14 protein-coding genes are annotated in these 16562 nt (G+C 52.9%); 8 read left to right on the forward strand and 6 right to left on the reverse strand.

The features are described 5' to 3' along the window. The first annotated feature begins 182 nt into the window (after nucleotides 1-182). On the forward strand, nucleotides 183-1913 hold the full coding sequence (locus BB497_07340; GenBank protein AVI62525.1) for a mechanosensitive ion channel protein MscS: 1731 nt from the start codon (nucleotides 183-185) through the stop codon (nucleotides 1911-1913). A gap of 120 nt (nucleotides 1914-2033) precedes the next feature. Here the strand turns inward: BB497_07340 and BB497_07345 are convergent, their stop codons facing one another. Continuing rightward, complete coding sequence (locus tag BB497_07345) at nucleotides 2034-5207, reverse strand: 2-acyl-glycerophospho-ethanolamine acyltransferase (GenBank protein ID AVI62526.1); 3174 nt, start codon at nucleotides 5205-5207, stop codon at nucleotides 2034-2036. 103 nt (nucleotides 5208-5310) lie between these two features. On the opposite strand from BB497_07345, the gene BB497_07350 reads away from it, so the two are divergent. Next, the gene (locus tag BB497_07350; protein AVI62527.1) at nucleotides 5311-6177 is read left to right on the forward strand and encodes an rRNA (guanine-N1)-methyltransferase; all 867 of its coding nucleotides are present in this window, start codon (nucleotides 5311-5313) and stop codon (nucleotides 6175-6177) included. A gap of 107 nt (nucleotides 6178-6284) precedes the next feature. Here BB497_07350 and BB497_07355 read toward each other — a convergent pair whose 3' ends face one another. After that, on the reverse strand, nucleotides 6285-6491 hold the full coding sequence (locus tag BB497_07355; GenBank protein ID AVI62528.1) for a cold-shock protein: 207 nt from the start codon (nucleotides 6489-6491) through the stop codon (nucleotides 6285-6287). A 219-nt stretch (nucleotides 6492-6710) separates the two neighbouring features. Further along, entirely contained in the window at nucleotides 6711-6926 is a 216-nt protein-coding gene (locus tag BB497_07360; protein AVI62529.1) for a hypothetical protein, read from the reverse strand. A gap of 128 nt (nucleotides 6927-7054) precedes the next feature. On the opposite strand from BB497_07360, the gene BB497_07365 reads away from it, so the two are divergent. Both BB497_07365 and BB497_07370 read left to right on the forward strand, forming a co-directional pair. Next, entirely contained in the window at nucleotides 7055-7534 is a 480-nt protein-coding gene (locus tag BB497_07365; GenBank protein AVI62530.1) for a tRNA-specific adenosine deaminase, read from the forward strand. A gap of 68 nt (nucleotides 7535-7602) precedes the next feature. After that, nucleotides 7603-9657, forward strand: coding sequence for a TonB-dependent receptor (locus BB497_07370; protein ID AVI62531.1), 2055 nt, complete (start codon nucleotides 7603-7605; stop codon nucleotides 9655-9657). 118 nt (nucleotides 9658-9775) lie between these two features. On the opposite strand, the gene BB497_07375 is transcribed toward BB497_07370, so the two are convergent. Further along, nucleotides 9776-10777 carry an NADP-dependent oxidoreductase gene (locus tag BB497_07375; GenBank protein AVI62532.1) on the reverse strand — a complete coding sequence of 334 codons (1002 nt, stop codon included), beginning with the start codon at nucleotides 10775-10777 and terminating at the stop codon, nucleotides 9776-9778. 263 nt (nucleotides 10778-11040) lie between these two features. After that, nucleotides 11041-11421: a hypothetical protein gene (locus BB497_07380; protein AVI62533.1), complete on the reverse strand. Its 381-nt coding sequence runs from the start codon at nucleotides 11419-11421 to the stop codon at nucleotides 11041-11043. Nucleotides 11422-11735: 314 nt separating this feature from the next. On the opposite strand from BB497_07380, the gene BB497_07385 reads away from it, so the two are divergent. Next, the gene (locus BB497_07385) at nucleotides 11736-13142 is read left to right on the forward strand and encodes a hypothetical protein (GenBank protein AVI62534.1); all 1407 of its coding nucleotides are present in this window, start codon (nucleotides 11736-11738) and stop codon (nucleotides 13140-13142) included. Between the two features lie 92 nt (nucleotides 13143-13234). On the opposite strand, the gene BB497_07390 is transcribed toward BB497_07385, so the two are convergent. Continuing rightward, a complete protein-coding gene (locus BB497_07390) occupies nucleotides 13235-14113 on the reverse strand; it encodes a hypothetical protein (protein ID AVI62535.1) in 879 nt (292 codons plus the stop codon). 100 nt (nucleotides 14114-14213) lie between these two features. Between BB497_07390 and BB497_07395 the strand changes: the two genes are divergently transcribed. From BB497_07395 to BB497_07405, 3 genes are all read left to right on the forward strand, one after another. Next, entirely contained in the window at nucleotides 14214-15101 is an 888-nt protein-coding gene (locus tag BB497_07395; GenBank protein AVI62536.1) for a transcriptional regulator, read from the forward strand. A 114-nt stretch (nucleotides 15102-15215) separates the two neighbouring features. Next, nucleotides 15216-15773, forward strand: coding sequence for a cytochrome B (locus BB497_07400; GenBank protein ID AVI62537.1), 558 nt, complete (start codon nucleotides 15216-15218; stop codon nucleotides 15771-15773). A gap of 48 nt (nucleotides 15774-15821) precedes the next feature. Continuing rightward, nucleotides 15822-16544 (forward strand): hypothetical protein, encoded by a 723-nt coding sequence (locus BB497_07405; protein AVI62538.1) that lies wholly within the window; start codon nucleotides 15822-15824, stop codon nucleotides 16542-16544. The last annotated feature ends 18 nt before the right edge of the window (nucleotides 16545-16562 follow it).

The raw sequence follows: 16562 nt of genomic DNA on the forward strand, positions 1-16562 counted from the left end.
TAAAATCAGCAAGTTTGTTCCCAGCCCTTTTCGGTCGTGCGCTGACGGCCCTTGCCTGATCAACGATGGTAGTCTGTACTTTGTCTAACCGCCGCCATGGAAGGCCAGCATTAAATACAGGCTTATGGGTGGTCGTAAATGGTCAAACTGACACTTGGCTTACCTTAAACAATAAGGCATGTATGAAAGCAAATTACTCATGGCCCGTATGGTTCGTACTGGTAATCACGCTCGCTCTTTCTAGCCTCTGCGCGGCGCAAACTCAAGGAGAAGAGCGCGAGGACAGGCTGTGGTTCAGTGTTGATGAATTGAACGTGGGGCTAGGGGATGTCCCGGAAGACGTGAAGCGTAGAACGCCACGGGAAACAGTACGCAGTTTTGTCGAGCTTACCAATGAGAAGAATTATGCCGCGGCGGCCCACCTGCTTAATCTTTCTGACCTATCGGCGGATGAGCAGGCCGAACAGGGTAGTGAGCTGGCTGAGCAGCTGGCAGAGGTGTTTAAGCGCGGTGAATGGTTAAATGTTTCACGCCTTTCCGGGCGCCAGGATGCGGCCATTGAGGACGCCACTGGCCAGAACCCGCAGGCTGGGATGCCACGTCGAGATATTGAAATTACCTCGCTTCAGGCCGGAGGCGAGGCCTACGATATTCGGCTTGGCCGCTATCAATTGCACGATGAAGACCCTGTTTGGCTGATTATGCCGGAGAGCGTTTCATCGATTCCCGTGCTTTATGATGAATATGGCCCCTCAATTTTGGAAGAGTATATTCCCGACCGCTTCAAATCGTCGTTCGGCATGTTGATGGTGTGGGAGTGGCTTGCTCTTCCTTTGTTCCTGCTGTTTATCGGTTTAGTGGGATGGTTGGTTTATGGCATTGTTGGGTTAGCGGCCAAGTTGTTGCCCTCCGGTGCCCAGAGTATCTTTGTTGCCCGCATTAAAATTCCCATGGCACTGATCGTTATCTCGCTGATTACGCAGATGTTATTGAGCTATGTAGTGTCTTTTTCTGCGGTGGCCACTACGACGTTCCGCGTACTGTTAATCGCTGTATTGGCATGGGGAATGGGCACCATAGCGCTTCGCCTTGTGGATACCATTATGCTGCGCTTAACGCGTCGGCTGGTGGGGGAAATCGATGACACCAAACCCAGAGACCAGCGCAGGCTGCTGACATCGCTTTATGCACTGCGTCGGATCATTATTCTCATCACGGTTATTGGTGTGACGGTCTATGTGCTGGGGCAAATCCAGCTCTTTGAGACGATGGGGCTCTCTATTCTTGCCTCGGCCAGTGTGCTGGCAGTGCTGGTGGGGATTGCTGGCCAAGCAATGCTTGGCAACATTTTGTCCTCCTTTCAATTATCGTTCGCGAAACCTATCCGCATTGGCGATCTGGTGATGTTTGAAGGCCGGTGGTGCTATGTGGAAGGGATCTTCTACACCTTTATTCGCCTAAGAGTGTGGGACGAACGGCGGCTGATTGTGCCGGTTACCTATTTTGTCTCTAAGCCTTTTGAGAATTTGTCGGTCAAAAGTGCCAAGCTTTACCGCTGTTTGGAGCTAACGCTTCACCTGAGTGCGGACATCTCACTGCTTCGGGAGAAGTTTATTGAGTTTGCTGAAGCGGAAGAGTCGATTATCGAACACCACAAGCTACTGTGTTATGTGACTGCGCAAAATGGCACAGCGCAAACGATCTCCTGCTATTTGATGACCTCCGATCCGTTAGCAGGCTGGACGGCAGAGATGAACGTGCGTGAAAAACTCATGACGTTTATTCGCGATAACCATCCCGAGTGGTGGCCGCGTGATGTTGTGGTGATTAGCCATGAGGATATTGCGCGTGGAGAAGGCCAAAGTAATCCCTCCCAGGGAACGGGGCACGCTGCTGAAAAACCGCCTGAGTAGGCCATCAATACAAGCAGCAACCCATGCGCTTCATGGTTCGGCGATCGGCATTGCTAATAGCTATAAGCGTTGTGTTGAGGTGATTTAGGGCGGCTTTCACCGCCCTAAATCACGCTGAGGCTATGGTTCAGCTTCTATGTTGGCAACGCGGGAAGCGCTATCGAGAAGGGTTAAGAAGCCATCTTCATCGATAAATCCCTTATCGCCTGTAACGAACCAGCGGTGGCTATCGATCACTTTAATGGCAGCTGCAGTGCGCTTCGGGTCGTTTAAATACCCCTGCATCACTTGAGGGCCGCTGATCAATATCATGCCTGCCTCACCGGTGGGCAGCTCTTGAAAGTTTTCAGGGTCGACGATTTTGAAACTGGTGCCGGGCAGTGGCATGCCTACGGTGCCTGATTTTTTGCCGCGTTGAATATGCTGGTGGTTAATATCCATGGCATCAGGCAGGTTGACCGATGCAACGGGCGCGGTTTCTGTCGCCCCATAGCCTCTGTAAATGGGCTTGTGGAACTTGAGCGTGAAGTCGTGGCATATGCGCTCATCCCGTAATTCTGCACCGATAACCACGGCACGCAGGCTTTCCAGCATTAGCGGATGCACTTCTTGGCGGCGGTTCAGTAGTGCTAGAAAATGCGATGTGCCGAACATAATAGTGGCTTTATGCTTGGCAATCGCCCTTGCAATGCCGATTGGGTCGTTAGGGTCGGCGTGACACACCAGCGGCAGGCCCTCTATTAGCGGCAGCAGTTGGGTGACCGTTAGCCCAAAGGCATGGAATAGCGGAACCGACCCCATCACCACATCGTTACTCTGGGTGTTGAGTACATCAGAGGTCTGCTTGATGTTGGCCATCAGGTTGCGGTGGCTCAGCATTACGCCCTTTGGTTGGTCTCCTTCGCCGCTTAGAAACACAATGGCTGCGGTACGGTCGGCGTCTTGGTTGCTACAGAACAGGCGCTTAAGTACCCCCGCCGGCAGTAGACGAACGGTAAGCCAGGTGCTGAGGCGTTCAGTGCTGCCAAAAGCCGACTGCAGGTCTTCCAGGTAGACCGCCTGAATATTGGTTAGCAATTGGCTGACGTTTAGCCCTTGTTGCTTAAGTTGTTCAACAAAGTGGCGCGAGGTCAGCACCGTGCTGACCTCGGCTTGGGCGAGTGCTGATGCAAGTGCTGTTTGGCTATCAGTGTAGTTAAGGTTTACCAGCGTTTTGCCAGCCAGGAGTGTCGCCATATTGGCAAGTACGCCAGTGCTACTGGTGGGCAACAATAACCCCACGTTTTTCCCAGGGGCAAGTTTACGAATACGTTTTGCTAATAGCAGGCTGGTGGTAAGCGCTTGGCTTGCATTGAGCGAGCGGCTGGGGTCCGTGAGTGCCGGGGCGCTTGGGTTACGTTTCACGCTGCGTATCCAGGCCTCAGATAGCGTGGGTAGCTCATCGACGGCATGCTGCCAGGAGTGGGTGGCCTGCTCAAAAATACGTCGTTTGAGCACATCGGCAGAGGTATCTTTCGCTAGCGGCTTGCCAAAGGCGACCACGACCGAACGGTGCAGAGGTGCGTTGCGTAACTCTTTATGTTTGCTAGAAGAGCGTGAAAACTGGCTACCCCATAGTCCGCGTAGGTAAAAGGGGACGATGTTGACATCAGCGTTAGCCATTTTGCAGGCACGCTCATAGCCGCGGCGGAATTCGCCCAGCTGGCCAGTGCGGCTAATGGCCCCCTCAGGAAACAGGCACACCACTTCGCCGGCGTTGAGTTGTTTAGCCACATCTGCCAGCGCATTTTCAGCTGCGCTGCCGCGTTCAATGGGGATACAGCCAAGCGCTTTTAGAAAACCGCGAAGGTACCAGCGCTGATAAACGGATTTCAGCATCACAAAACGCACGGGGCGGGGGCTGGCGATCTGTACCATGGCCCAATCCACCCAGCTAATATGATTGCCTAGTAGCAGTACGCCGCCTTGAGCGGGCAGGTTTTCCAGCCCGTGAACATCGACACGGTAACGGCGCGTCAGCAAAAAACTCAGCAGAAAACGTACCAGGCTTTGTGGCAACTTTATGACGGTGTAACCGCCGCCCACCAAAGCGACGCTGGCAATCAGCAGTAGCAGGTAAAGGCTTTCTACACCCACTAATGCGAACAGTGCGGTGAGTACAAGAAAGCCCAGCATGGCGATGTTCTGAATCCAGTTATTGGCGGCTAGTACAGTGCCTAGCTCGTTATCAGCGGCGTGAAACTGTATCAGCGCATTAAGCGGCACAATAGATAGCCCGCCCATAATGCCAATAAAGATGAAATTAACTGCTTGGCCAGTGGGCGTAGCGAATAGCGGCAGGCACCATAGCCCTAACGCTACCCCGAGTGCCCCTACGGGAATTAAGCCGGTTTCAATCCGATTGTGAGAAAGCTTGCTGGCAAGCAAAGAACCCAGCGCAATACCCATACCGCTGGCTGCAAGAATGCCTTGCAGTACTAAGGTGTTATCAATGCTAAGGGCATCTTTAGCGTAGGCGGGGAAAGCGGCTAGCAGCACCTGCCCCACCGACCAGAAAGTAGCAAGACCAATAATGGAAAGCCTAATGACGGGCTGACGCGCGATGATCCGCAGGTTACCTTTCAAGGCAGCACCTTTGAGGTAGCGCTGCCACGTTAGCGGTGTATCAGAGCGTTGGGTGCTATCCAGCGGGAGACGGTAAAGCGTCGCGACTTGGAGGATGCTATTAAGCACTAGCAACCAGCCCAGGGGAGCTATTTGGCGTAACAACTTATTTGGTGTTTCGGCATCAGGCGACACCCAGCTTTCAAACAGGGCAGTAAACGCCACGGTGCCTGCCAGAATAGCGCCAATGGTGACAGCTTGGATCAACCCATTGGCTTCCGCTAAGCGAGGTTTGCCGAACAACCCTTTCACTAAGCCGTATTTAGCCGGGGAGTAGAAGGCCGACTGAATCGCCAGCAGTAGCGTCATGGCAAACGCCAGCCAAAACCACCCCTGGTAGTAAGCAGTGGTGATGCCCAGTGAAACTGCTACGGTGGCCCAGGCGGAAACGCGTAAAATGCGCACCTTTGGGTAGCTATCCGCCACGTGGCCTGCCGGGCTAAAGAGCAAAATAAACGGCAGTAAGATTAATCCATTCACTAGCGTAGTGAGCACGACCTGGGCGGTGCCGTCATAGCTTTTGAAAATCGTATTTTGAATAACGATTTTATGCCCTAAATCCACAAAGGCATTTAGAAAAATGGCAATCAAATAGGGCCAAGCGCCCGCAATACGCAGTAGTCGATGCATGGTGTGTTAGCCTTTACCGTGTTTAAGCGTCATCGCATTTTCTGCGTTGTACTTTCCAAGCCGCATATTTATTTACTCTTTCTATTTCAATGATGAAACGCCTATGAGCATAACCCCTTTTCAAGCACTGGCTTGCCCATTGGATGGTGAGCCGTTAGAGATGTTGGGCGGTACGTGGCGTTGCACGGCAGGGCATAGTTTCGACATTGCCAAGCAGGGTTACGTTAATCTGTTGCCCGTACAGCACAAGCGTTCCCATGATCCCGGCGACAGTAAAGCCATGGTGGCGGCTCGCCAGCGGTTTCTTAATGGTGGCTACTATGAAGCTATTGCAAAAGCAGTAAATAGTGCGGTGGAGGAGCACCGCGCGGGCTCCGGTTTGCCTAATGCACCTTATAGCTGCCTGGATGCGGGATGTGGTGAAGGATACTACCTGCGTCACTTGGCAAAAGCGGTACCCGGTTCCGTGCCTTTATCATTAATGGGGCTGGATATTTCTAAGTGGGCAGTGTTAGCCGCAGCTAAGCAGGATACGCTTCAAGCAAGTTGGGTGGTAGGCAGTAATGCCCATTTGCCGGTACAGTCGGCCACGCTGGATTGTGTTCTGTGTATGTTTGGCTTTCCCGTAGCAGGTGAGTTTGCCCGTGTGTTAAAGCCAGGCGGCCTGCTGTTGCAAGTGGAGGCAGGGCCAAACCATTTGCGCGAACTGCGGGAAGTGATCTATCCCACGTTAAAGCCAGAGCGCTCTGTGGAGGCAAGCGTGCCTAACGGCTTTGCACATCAGCAAACCCTATCGCTTTGTTATGAGTTATCGCTTGAGGGGACAGAAAGGATAGCTGATTTGCTGGCGATGACACCGCATTTGTATCGGGCGAGCGCAGAAGGGCGTGCACGGGCAGCAGCGCTGGATACGCTAACGCTAACGGTAGATGTGCGCTTAGTTGCTTACTCGCGTGTGTCAGTCGCGTAGCTAAAGCGGGCACCCAAAAGGTGGGTGCCCAAACGCAACAAGGCCCGCATAAGCGGGCCTTGTTATTCAGACTTTTGAGGGTCTGAGCAAACTCTAAAGCTTAGGGCTTAGGAGATTTGCTTGATGTTAGAAGCCTGAAGGCCTTTCTTACCCTGGGTAACGTCAAAAGAAACGTTAGCGCCTTCTTGAAGGGTTTTGAAACCGTCAGACTGAATTTCAGAAAAATGAGCAAAAAGGTCGTCGCCACCGTCAGAAGGAGCGATGAAACCAAAACCTTTAGTGTCGTTAAACCATTTAACTGTGCCAGTTGCCATTGTCTAGATCCTTTCGCGCTAATGCGCCGTAATAAAGTTCCTGGTATTACCCAGATTTAAGTAGCGGGTGAAACAAGGAATACAATATCAGGCTGCCGAAAAAGATCGTACACTTCTGAAACCATGCCGCTTGCTAACCAACTGACGCTACAGTGCCACGATTTAGACGCGACGTCAAAGCCTTTTATGTTTATTTTCTAGGCGCGGCTATGTCGACGGCTACTTCCATCCCATCTTCCAGGTGGTGTCGTCTTTAAGCGCTTGCCATGCCAGCGTGATCTCACGGTGAGAGTGAACTGCCTCCAGCACAACATGCTCCACCGTTTCTTCTTCATTCCGCAGCAGTTGCGTCACGATAAAGTGTTTTTCTCTATTTTGAGGTATGACGGCGGTCCATTTGCTGTGGTGCAGTTTGTTAGGGTTAATAGTGTTCATTACTGTTACCGATGGCATTGTTAGTTAAAGTGGTAGAACTTTTGCCACTATAGTGAAACATGGTGATAGTCGGTTCAGGTAAAAAATAGTCAAGCGCACGTTACGTTCGGTGATAAGGAGAAAGAGTAATGGTGGCAGCGCATGAGATGAGGTTTCTTGAGCGCGCGGTTGAGCTTGCAAAAGAGGCGTTACACAAGGGTGACGAGCCTTTTGGCAGTGTACTGGTTAGTGCCCAAGGCGAGATCCTCGCGGAAGAGCGTAACCGTATTGCTGGGGGAGACGCTACGCAGCACCCAGAGTTCGCTTTGGCTCGCTGGGCGGCTAATCATCTGTCGCCAGCAGAGCGGGCTACGGCAACGGTGTACACCTCGGGTGAGCACTGTGCAATGTGTGCCGCTGCCCATGGGTGGGTGGGGCTTGGGCGAATTGTCTATGTTAGCTCCTCCCAGCAGCTGGGAGTATGGCTGGCTGAACTGGGTGTTGCGCCTCCCCCTGTGGCAACGCTTTCTATCAATGACGTTGTGCCGGGGCTCGCTGTAGATGGCCCCGTGCCCGGGTTGGACGCTCAAGTTCATGCACTGCACCGCCAGCGCCACGGCGGGCAATAGAGCCGTTTCAACTCAGTCAAGCGTGAACCACCAAGCCATCATCTGTTTCAATATTTATTGGGAATGCCATGAAAAAAATGCTGCCCTCTTCGCTACTGTTTGCTGGTGCTGTGGCTAGCGTGCCGGTAATGGCACAACCCTCTGCTAATGTGAGTGACACAACAGCACTGTCCACGGTGGAGGTGAGCGCCCCGCGTTTGGCACGTGAGCTTTACGCTACCCCAGCGGCAGTTTCCACTCTGGAGCGAGAGGATATAGCCCAAGGGCAGCAGGGTGTCAGGCTGGATGAGTCGCTTACACGGGTGCCCGGCGTGTTTTTGCAAAACCGCGATAACTTTGCCCAGGGGCAGCGTATTGCCATTCGCGGGTTTGGGGCCCGTGCCCCGTTTGGTGTGCGTGGCATCACGGTAATGGTAGATGGCATTCCTTATACCCTGCCAGATGGGCAGGCCCAGCTAGATGCGATTGATTTAAACAGCGCTGAGCGTATTGAGGTGATTCGCGGGCCCTCCTCGGTGCTTTATGGCAATGCGGCGGGTGGGGTAATTGATGTCACCACCGCCGATGGTCGCGATAACCCAGGCACACGGCTTAGCGTAGGTGCGGGCAGCGACGGTTACCAAAAAGTGGCGCTGCAGCAGGGGGGAGCCCAAGGAGACTGGTCGCACCATGTGAGTCTTTCGGCACTCAAGGTGGACGGCTACCGTGAGCAAAGCTCAACTGAAAAGTACTTGCTGAATGCCAAGCTGCGCCGTGAGTTAGGCAGTGAGCGGGCGTTAACCGCCATTATCAATTTGCTTGAAAACCCACGTTCAGAAGATCCGGGGGCGTTGAACGCCAGTGAAGTTTCGAGTGGGCGACACCAGGCGGCCCCCAATGCCTTAGCACTGGACGCCCGGCAGCGGGTTGATCAACAGCTGATTGGCCTACAGTACGAAGACTTAACCGCGGGCCCTGGCGAATTTTACCTTAAGGGGTTTATCGCCCGGCGTGACTTTGAGCAACAGTTGCCCTTTGTAGGCGATAGCCGCCTGGGCTTTCAGCGGGACTATGTTGGCGCCAGCAGCGAATATCACCACGACATCACCTTGGGCGGCCTACCGCTAAACTACATTGTGGGCTCAGACGTGGCGCGCCAAGAGGATGAGCGCTTTCGTAACAACGTTAACGCTCAAGGTAGCGTTGGTGAACAGTCGGCGGCAGAGACTCAAACCGCGACCTCTACCGGGGTATTTGCCCAGGGTGATTTGGCACTGACCGAGCAGGTGACGTTCTCTCTTGGCGCCCGCTTTGACCGCGTGGAGCTAAAGGTGGATGACCGCTATTTTGAAGATGGCGACCAAAGTGGCGAGCGCACCTTTAACGAGTGGAGCGGTTCGGCGGGGCTTAGTTACCGTTACCGTCCACAGCATCAAGCCTATATCAATACGGGTACCGCCTTTGAAACGCCAACCTTTGCCGAGTTTGCTAACCCGGCAGGCGGTGGTTTTAACCCTGCTGTGGAGCCACAAAAAGCCTGGAACCGAGAAGTAGGTCTACGTGGCTATATGGCGCCATTGGCGATGGATTATGATTTGGCGCTATTTTCAGTACGGGTTCGTGATGAACTGGTGCCTTTTGATGAAGGGGGCCGCACCTTCTACCAAAACGCTGGTGATACCAGCCGCGATGGCCTGGAGTTGGCGGTTGGTTGGCGACTTGCCGACCAGTGGCGCTTAGATAGCGCTTTAACGCTGGCGCGCTATGAGTTTGATAGTTTTGCCACCCCAAACGAGCGCTTTGATGGTAACCGTATTCCAGGCCTACCCGAGCAAACCTGGATGAACCAGCTTACTTGGCAGGGGTTGGATGAACGCTTTGCCACGCTGGAAACCCAGTATGTTGGTGACCTGGTAGCGGATAACGCCAATGAGACAAAAATTGATAGCTATTGGCTGGTGAACCTACGGGTGGGAGATGGTTGGCAATTAGGAGGCGATACGCGCTTAAACGCTTATTTAGGAGTTCGGAACCTGTTTGATGAAACGTATTATGACAATGTGCGCTTAAATGGCACTTTTGGCCGCTACTATGAACCCGCCCCAGGGCGCAGCGTATATGGCGGGGTGGAGCTTAGCTTTTAAAGAACGGTTTTTAAATACGGTTTTTAAAGGACGTTTTTAAAGGGATGGCTATTACATATAGCGTTTAAGAAACAGGGCAGCCCTAGGGTTGCCCTGTTTGGGTCTATGCTGTTGGGTGCTACGTTAGCTTGACTAACATTTTACCGGTGTTGCCGCCTTCAAAAAGCGCTAAAAATGCATCAGGCGTGCTTTCAAGCCCTTCCTGAACCGTTTCTTTATAGCTGATGCTGCCTTTTGCTACTTGCGGCGCCACTTCGTTGAGAAAGTAGCGGTAGCTGGCCCAGTGATCCGCCACAATAAAGCCCTGCATTTTGGCTTTACGCACCACCAGTTGCGCTAAGTTACGAGGGCCAGGGGGCGGCGTTTCTGCATTGTAGCTATCAATCATGCCGCAGACAGCAATCCGCGCGCCTTCATTAAGCTGGCTTAGTGCAGCCTCTAAGCAGATGCCGCCAACGTTCTCGAAATAAACATCAATACCGTTGGGGCTCGCCAGCTTAATAGCATCGCTAAGTTCTTGAGCAGTGCGGTCACGATAACTTACCGGCTCGATACCTAATGATTCCAGCCAAGCGAGCTTATGAGCTGGTCCTGCAATGCCGACCACGTGACAGCCTTTCGCTTTAGCAAGCTGAACCGCCAACGACCCAACAGCACCGCTGGCGGCGCTGACCAGCACATTATCTCCTGGTTTGCACTCGGCGATGATATTTAAGCCTGTCCAGGCGGTCATGCCAGGCATACCTAAGACGCCTAAATATGCCTGCTCTGGCACATCGATATCGGGTAGTGAGGTGACACCCTCTGCAGAAACCTGGGCAATATCTCGCCAGCCCCCCATGTGGCTGACGGTATCTCCTATCTTGAGGCGAGAGTCGTTGGACTCGATGACTTCTCCTATAGCGCCACCGTCCATGGGTTTGCCAAGCTCAAAAGGTGCGATATAGGTATGCATGCCGGTCATTCGGCCACGCATATAGGGGTCAACCGACAGCCAGTGGTTGCGAATGCGTACTTCGCCTTCGCCGAGGGCGGGAAGTTCCTGGTGTTCCAGCGAAAATAGTTCGCGCTCGGGCAAGCCGGTGGGGTAGCCAGTTAAGGTAAAAAACCGTGATTGCATGTATGCCTCCTGCTGATGCGAAGCGAATCTCCTTCTTGCAGGATAGAGACTGCTAGCATGCTCGCAAGTTCGCCTTGAAAAAATAGGAGGGCTGATACAGGTAAAAAAACAGTGACCATAAAAAGAGCGGCTAAGAAGCCGCTCTAGGTGGGTGCAACTGAAACAAATGTATTGAGTTGTTCGTTTAAGGGGTATCACACACTTGCGGGTGTGCTATCCGTTAACTCGCTACGTCGCCTGTACTGCAGGCTAGAACAGCAGGATTAGTCTATCAGGGTCAGTAGAACAGGCGCCGTGCCTCGGCGAATCATGCCAAGCTTAGTAGCTGCTCGTTTAGAGAGGTCAATGACACGCCCTTGAACAAAGGGGCCGCGGTCATTGATTAGAACCTCCACTTTCTGACCTGTATCGGGGCGGGTGACCAATACTTTGGTGCCGAACGGTAAGCTCGGGTGAGCAGCCGTTAGCGCCTGCTGATCAAAACGTTCACCACTGGCAGTGGTAGCGCCTTGAAAACGGTCACTGTAAAAAGAGGCAACGCCTCGTTGTGTTTCTAACTCATTGGCAACAGCGGTTGTAGCAGTACACGCAATAAGTATCGCTGCTAAACAGCTCGTTCGGATAAGTCGCTTATGGGCTCCCATGGGAGTACCTCAGTTTTTTCATATCGAGGGTAATGCATCGATGAGGTGCCGATTAGGCTCTCCGATAGTAGCGTGCCCGTTTGGAGTCAGCAAGCTTTAAGAAGATCGATGCAAATGGCTCCATAATTACGATTTTTTTAATTTTTTGTAGTTGGCCTTGGGATTCAGTCAGTTACTGCCCCCAGGCTAATTTATAATCGAACAATGTTTTTTTGTGCGCTGCAGTATTTTAAATGCTCACGCTGTTCATGTAAGCATCATATAATTTAGCCTAGCTATAGCTCGCGTATGACTGTCACCCATAAGGATGCCCCATGGCCAAGTCTTCTCCTCTTTCGCTAATTATTGTTGCCGTTGGCGGTGCTGCTGTTGGTTTTTTAGCGGCGCAAACACTGTCTAGTTCGGAGCCTGATGCTGAAGAGCCTCAGCCACAAAGTACGCTTGAAAGCTTAACGCTAGGCGAGCGGGTAAATGGGGAGATTACGTCAACCAGCGAGCTAAATGGCAAAGATGGTAGCCGCTTTTTACGCTATGCCATCAATTTGGAAGAGGGGGCGCTGGTTGAGTTTTCCCTACGGGGCGCATTACAAGGTGTGTTTGCACTGTATGACGACCAGCTAGCGTTACTGGGAAGTGGCCCTACGCTGCGCCAGCCTATCAAAGAGGGTGGAGAGTACATAGTGGTGGTTAGCGGCGTCGATGAGCACAGCTATGGCCCCTTTAGCATTAATAGCCGCGCCATTGAGCTGAGTGATTCAGACACCCTCACCATCGAGACACCTATTGATAGTTGGCTTGAGGGGGCTTCCCGCGAGTTAACGCTCACGATAGAAGAAGCTGGCATGTATCAAATTGAGATGCTGGCCGATGACTTTGATGCCTACTTAGAGCTGGAAGGCCCCGGCGGCTATTACCGTGAAGACGACGATAGCGCAGGGAATCTCAATGCGCGAATTGTCGATTTTCTCGCGCCTGGTGACTACCAGGTAACCGCGCGTTCGGCCTACGGTGAAGGCAATGGATTATTTACGTTAACCGCTGAGCCAAAAACGTTACCAGGAGATGGCGAGCTGCGTAACGATGGCACAATTACTTCTAACGAGACGTTGAATGGTTGGTACAGCGGTCAGGCGCTTCACTATGAGCTAGACATTGAAGACGCGGGCATGTACCAAATTGAGATGAGCTCAAGCGACGTAGATGCTTATCTTGAGTTAGAAGGCCCTAACGGCTATTTCCGCGAAGATGATGACAGCGCGGGCAACCTAGACGCACGAATTGCGGATTTCTTAGCGCCAGGCGTGTACCGGCTCACTGCGCGCACCGCTTTTGGCAATGACAGCGGTTTATTTTCCCTTTCAGTATTGCCGCGTGATTTACCTAACGGCGTCGAGCTGCGTAATGAAGGCGTGTTAACGCTGGGTGAAACGTTAAATGGCTGGTACAGCGGTGAACCGCTGACCTATGAACTCACCCTGGAAGAGAGTTCTCAGGTAACGCTGGCCATGCGCTCCAGCGACTTTGATGCCTACCTTGAGCTATACGGTGAAGGCGTCTCCTACAGTGATGATGATGGTGGCAGCGGCACCGACGCACTGCTGGAACAAGCGCTGCTGCCGGGCACCTACACCGTCATTGCTCGTGGCTTTAGCACCCGTGGTAGCGGAATGTTCGAGCTTCAGGTAAGTGCGGAACCCGCAAATATTCAGCCGACGACCTAAGCATAAACTCAACGTTCAAACGCTCGTGTTTATGCGTTAAGCGTACCGACTTTTTAGGCCATCTTACCCTTGCCATAGGGTGAGATGGCCTGTTAACGACCCGCTTTTAAACAGCCTACCACTACTAACATGGCGGCACAGGGTGGCCGCCAATCCAGCACGCTCACCCCGGCTGCTACTAACAACGCGGCCGCCAGAATTGGTACTCCATAAGCAAGGCTGCCAACGATGCTTGCTTGCCCTAGGCGCAGCGCTTTGTCCCAGGCGACCATGGCTATGCCATAAGGACCCAGCCCCAGGGCGATGCCTGCTAGCAGGGCGTCGCCACTCGGCACCTCAATACTTCCTTCCATGAGCAGGCTCGCACTGGTTGCAATCGCGCAAGCAACCAGCAATAAGCGCGGCAGCAGCGGCGTTAAGGCCAGCGGAGCCGCTTGGCCTAACCAAGAGTAAAGAGCCCAACAGCAGGCAGCGAGTAGTGCTAATGCATAGCCAGTGGTTGCTCCGCCAAACCCACCACTTAGCGCTTGGGGTAACAATAGTAGGGCAGCGCCAGAAAACGCGATAAGTGCCCCTATAACCCCTGCCATGCGTAGTTTGCCAAAGCGACTCCACTGACTTAATAGCACAAACAATACGGGCCACGTGTAAGTAATGAGGGCGGCTTCTGCGGCAGGTGCCAGGCGCATGCCAATAAAGTAACTGCTGACAGCGCCAAATATAAGCAGCGGAACGCCCAGCCATACGCTGAGCTGCCACCTTTTACTTAACATTGTCACAGGTACCCTGTGGCTAAGCGGAAGTGTGGCTAGGGCACCTGCCAAGAGTGTGAGTGCGGTTAATTGCAGTGGGGAAGACGTGCGGGCAAGCTCTGCCAATAGCGGAGCTACGCTCCAGAGCATCACGGCCACTAACGCCGCGACAATGCTGTACCAAGGTGACGCCACAACGGTTGAGTGAGCGGGATACATGGAGTTCTCCTTGTCTTTTTGAAACTCCCCGCAGCATACTCAGAAGTGATGTATCACAATATCAATCTTTTGTGATTGGTTTTATCAATAATGGTGATGTATGCGAGCGCCCACATTAGATCTGACGCTTTTGCGAACGCTGGTGGCAATATCTGATACGGGTAGTGTGACCGCCGCAGCCAAACGGTTAGCGTATACCCAGTCCACCGTGAGTATGCAGCTGCAGCGTTTAGAAACGCAGTTAGCGCTTCGTTTGCATGAGCGAGAAGGGCGGCGCTTACGCTTCACCTCTGAAGGTGAGCGCTTACTGACCCATGCTCGTCGCTTACTAGCCCTTAACGATGAAGCGTGGAGCGACATGCAGGCGCGGCAAGTGACGGGCGATTTAACGCTTGGTATTCCTGAAGATTACGCTTCTCTACTGCCGTCGGTATTTGCTTACTTTCATCAACTCTACCCATCGGTAGGCCTAACGGTAATTTGTGGCACCAGCGCGCACCTGGTTGAGCAGGTAAAGGCCGCTGAGATTGACCTGGCACTGGTAACGCGCCAACGTAATTCGCCGGGTGGAGAGGTGATTCGCCGTGAGCCGCTTGTTTGGGCGGTGGGTATTAACCAGCACCCCCTGCTAAGTGACCCTATCCCGCTTGCCCTCTACTCCCCAGGCGCGGATCTGTTTCGTGACGTGGCAGAACAAGCGCTGCAAGCCGCTGGCCGAACGTGGCGCGTGGCCTATACCAGCCAGTCTATGGCAGGCCTTGCGCCTATCGTCACCGCAGGGCTCGCCGTGGTAGTGGTTACCCGCAGCATGCTGACCCCTTCGCTACGGCCTTTAGATGAAAGCAGCGGTATGCCAGCGTTACCTTTGATTGAGTTAGCCCTGCACCGGGCGCCTCATCGGCCTTCAGAGCCAGCCCGAAGGCTTGGTGAGTTAATTCGTGAACAGTTGGCGACACCCACAGCGCGCCACTGTTTTTCCGAGCGCTAGAAACAGAGATTAGTCGAAAGGGGGTGTTATAAATTCTGCTACTCTATATGACTGAACTACGCTTAATTCTGGTAGTACACGATTAGCTCACGTGATTAGCCGTAGGAGCACTCAATGCACGAGTTGGATCACTATATCTACCCACACAGGGTGCTGCACTGGTTGGTGGCAGGTGTCGTACTGCTCTCCTTGTTGACCGGGTTAACGCTGGGGTTTTTAGGTTATGAGGGAACCGTCAATTTAGTAGGCAATACGTTGACTAATTTTCTCTACACGAGCCACAAAACGCTGGGTGTCGCCCTCTTGCTGTTGATGACGCTACGCATCATTACCCGCTTAGCATTTCTTATTCCAGATCATGACCCACCCCTTAATAGGTTTGAGCGGGTTGCCAGCACCAGCGTGCATCACTTGCTCTACTTGGCGTTAATTGTCATGCCGCTGTTAGGCTGGGCCGCTACCGCTAGCGGGGGGTTCCCTGTGGAGTTTTTCCACTGGCACTTGCCGGGGCTAATTGGCGAGCATAAGGCGCTTTCAGAAGAGCTGTTTATGTGGCACGAGCGTTTGGGGTGGGCCATTGTTGCCTTGCTGGCGCTGCACGTAACGGGGGCGCTATACCATTGGCAAATTAAGCGCGACAACGTGATGAAACGCATGAGCTTGTTTGATTAACCCAACCCTTTAACGTCCGATTCTTCAAGCAACAAGGAGTGTTGTTTTATGTGGCTGCAGCTGGCATTTGCCCTAGGGTTGGCGGCCATTCATCTATTTGCAGGCAAGCTTCAACGTTTGAATGCGCTCCCTCGGAGCGCTTGGCTCTCCTTTGCGGGGGGCGTTTCAGTGGGCTATGTGTTCGTCCACATTTTTCCGGCGCTTAGTGAGGCCCATGAAACTATTACAGCCCATGGGCCGCTCTTTGTGCTTGAGCATAACGCCTACATCGTTGCTTTAACGGGCTTAGCGGTATTTTACGGCTTGGAGCAGGTAACCAAGCAGTACTCCCGCCGTGATGGTAAACAGAAGCCTGCCACCCTGGGGAAATTACAGGGTGTTTTCTGGGTCCACATTGGTTCTTTTTCACTCTATAACGCCCTTATTGGTTATCTATTGGTATATCGCGATAATCAGCTACCAGAAGTGTTGTTCTTCTTTTTAGCCATGGGGTTTCATTTTCTAGTTAACGATCACGGTTTGGTGCAGCATCATCGTCATATTTATATGGCCAAAGGTCGGTGGGTGCTGGCGGCTGCTGTGTTTATGGGCTGGTTAGTAGGACAGGCGTTCCAAGTAACAGACGCGGTTATCAGCCTGGTGTATGCCTTTGTAGCGGGGGGATTGGTGCTCAACGTACTAAAAGAGGAGTTGCCAGAAGATCGTAATAGCCAGTTTTTACCTTTCGCCGTGGGGGCTGCGGGGTGTGCTGCCTTGCTGGTTTTCTCCTAGGCTGTTTTCTTAAAAAGC

This window comes from Halomonas sp. GFAJ-1, from assembly GCA_002966495.1.
GTDB lineage: Bacteria > Pseudomonadota > Gammaproteobacteria > Pseudomonadales > Halomonadaceae > Vreelandella.

Coding starts and splice junctions, on each gene's coding strand:
- BB497_07340 (AVI62525.1), top strand. CDS start 183: ATGAAAGCAAATTACTCATGGCCCGTATGGTTCGTACTGGTAATCACG.
- BB497_07345 (AVI62526.1), bottom strand. CDS start 5,207: ATGCATCGACTACTGCGTATTGCGGGCGCTTGGCCCTATTTGATTGCC.
- BB497_07350 (AVI62527.1), top strand. CDS start 5,311: ATGAGCATAACCCCTTTTCAAGCACTGGCTTGCCCATTGGATGGTGAG.
- BB497_07355 (AVI62528.1), bottom strand. CDS start 6,491: ATGGCAACTGGCACAGTTAAATGGTTTAACGACACTAAAGGTTTTGGT.
- BB497_07360 (AVI62529.1), bottom strand. CDS start 6,926: ATGAACACTATTAACCCTAACAAACTGCACCACAGCAAATGGACCGCC.
- BB497_07365 (AVI62530.1), top strand. CDS start 7,055: ATGGTGGCAGCGCATGAGATGAGGTTTCTTGAGCGCGCGGTTGAGCTT.
- BB497_07370 (AVI62531.1), top strand. CDS start 7,603: ATGAAAAAAATGCTGCCCTCTTCGCTACTGTTTGCTGGTGCTGTGGCT.
- BB497_07375 (AVI62532.1), bottom strand. CDS start 10,777: ATGCAATCACGGTTTTTTACCTTAACTGGCTACCCCACCGGCTTGCCC.
- BB497_07380 (AVI62533.1), bottom strand. CDS start 11,421: ATGGGAGCCCATAAGCGACTTATCCGAACGAGCTGTTTAGCAGCGATA.
- BB497_07385 (AVI62534.1), top strand. CDS start 11,736: ATGGCCAAGTCTTCTCCTCTTTCGCTAATTATTGTTGCCGTTGGCGGT.
- BB497_07390 (AVI62535.1), bottom strand. CDS start 14,113: ATGTATCCCGCTCACTCAACCGTTGTGGCGTCACCTTGGTACAGCATT.
- BB497_07395 (AVI62536.1), top strand. CDS start 14,214: ATGCGAGCGCCCACATTAGATCTGACGCTTTTGCGAACGCTGGTGGCA.
- BB497_07400 (AVI62537.1), top strand. CDS start 15,216: ATGCACGAGTTGGATCACTATATCTACCCACACAGGGTGCTGCACTGG.
- BB497_07405 (AVI62538.1), top strand. CDS start 15,822: ATGTGGCTGCAGCTGGCATTTGCCCTAGGGTTGGCGGCCATTCATCTA.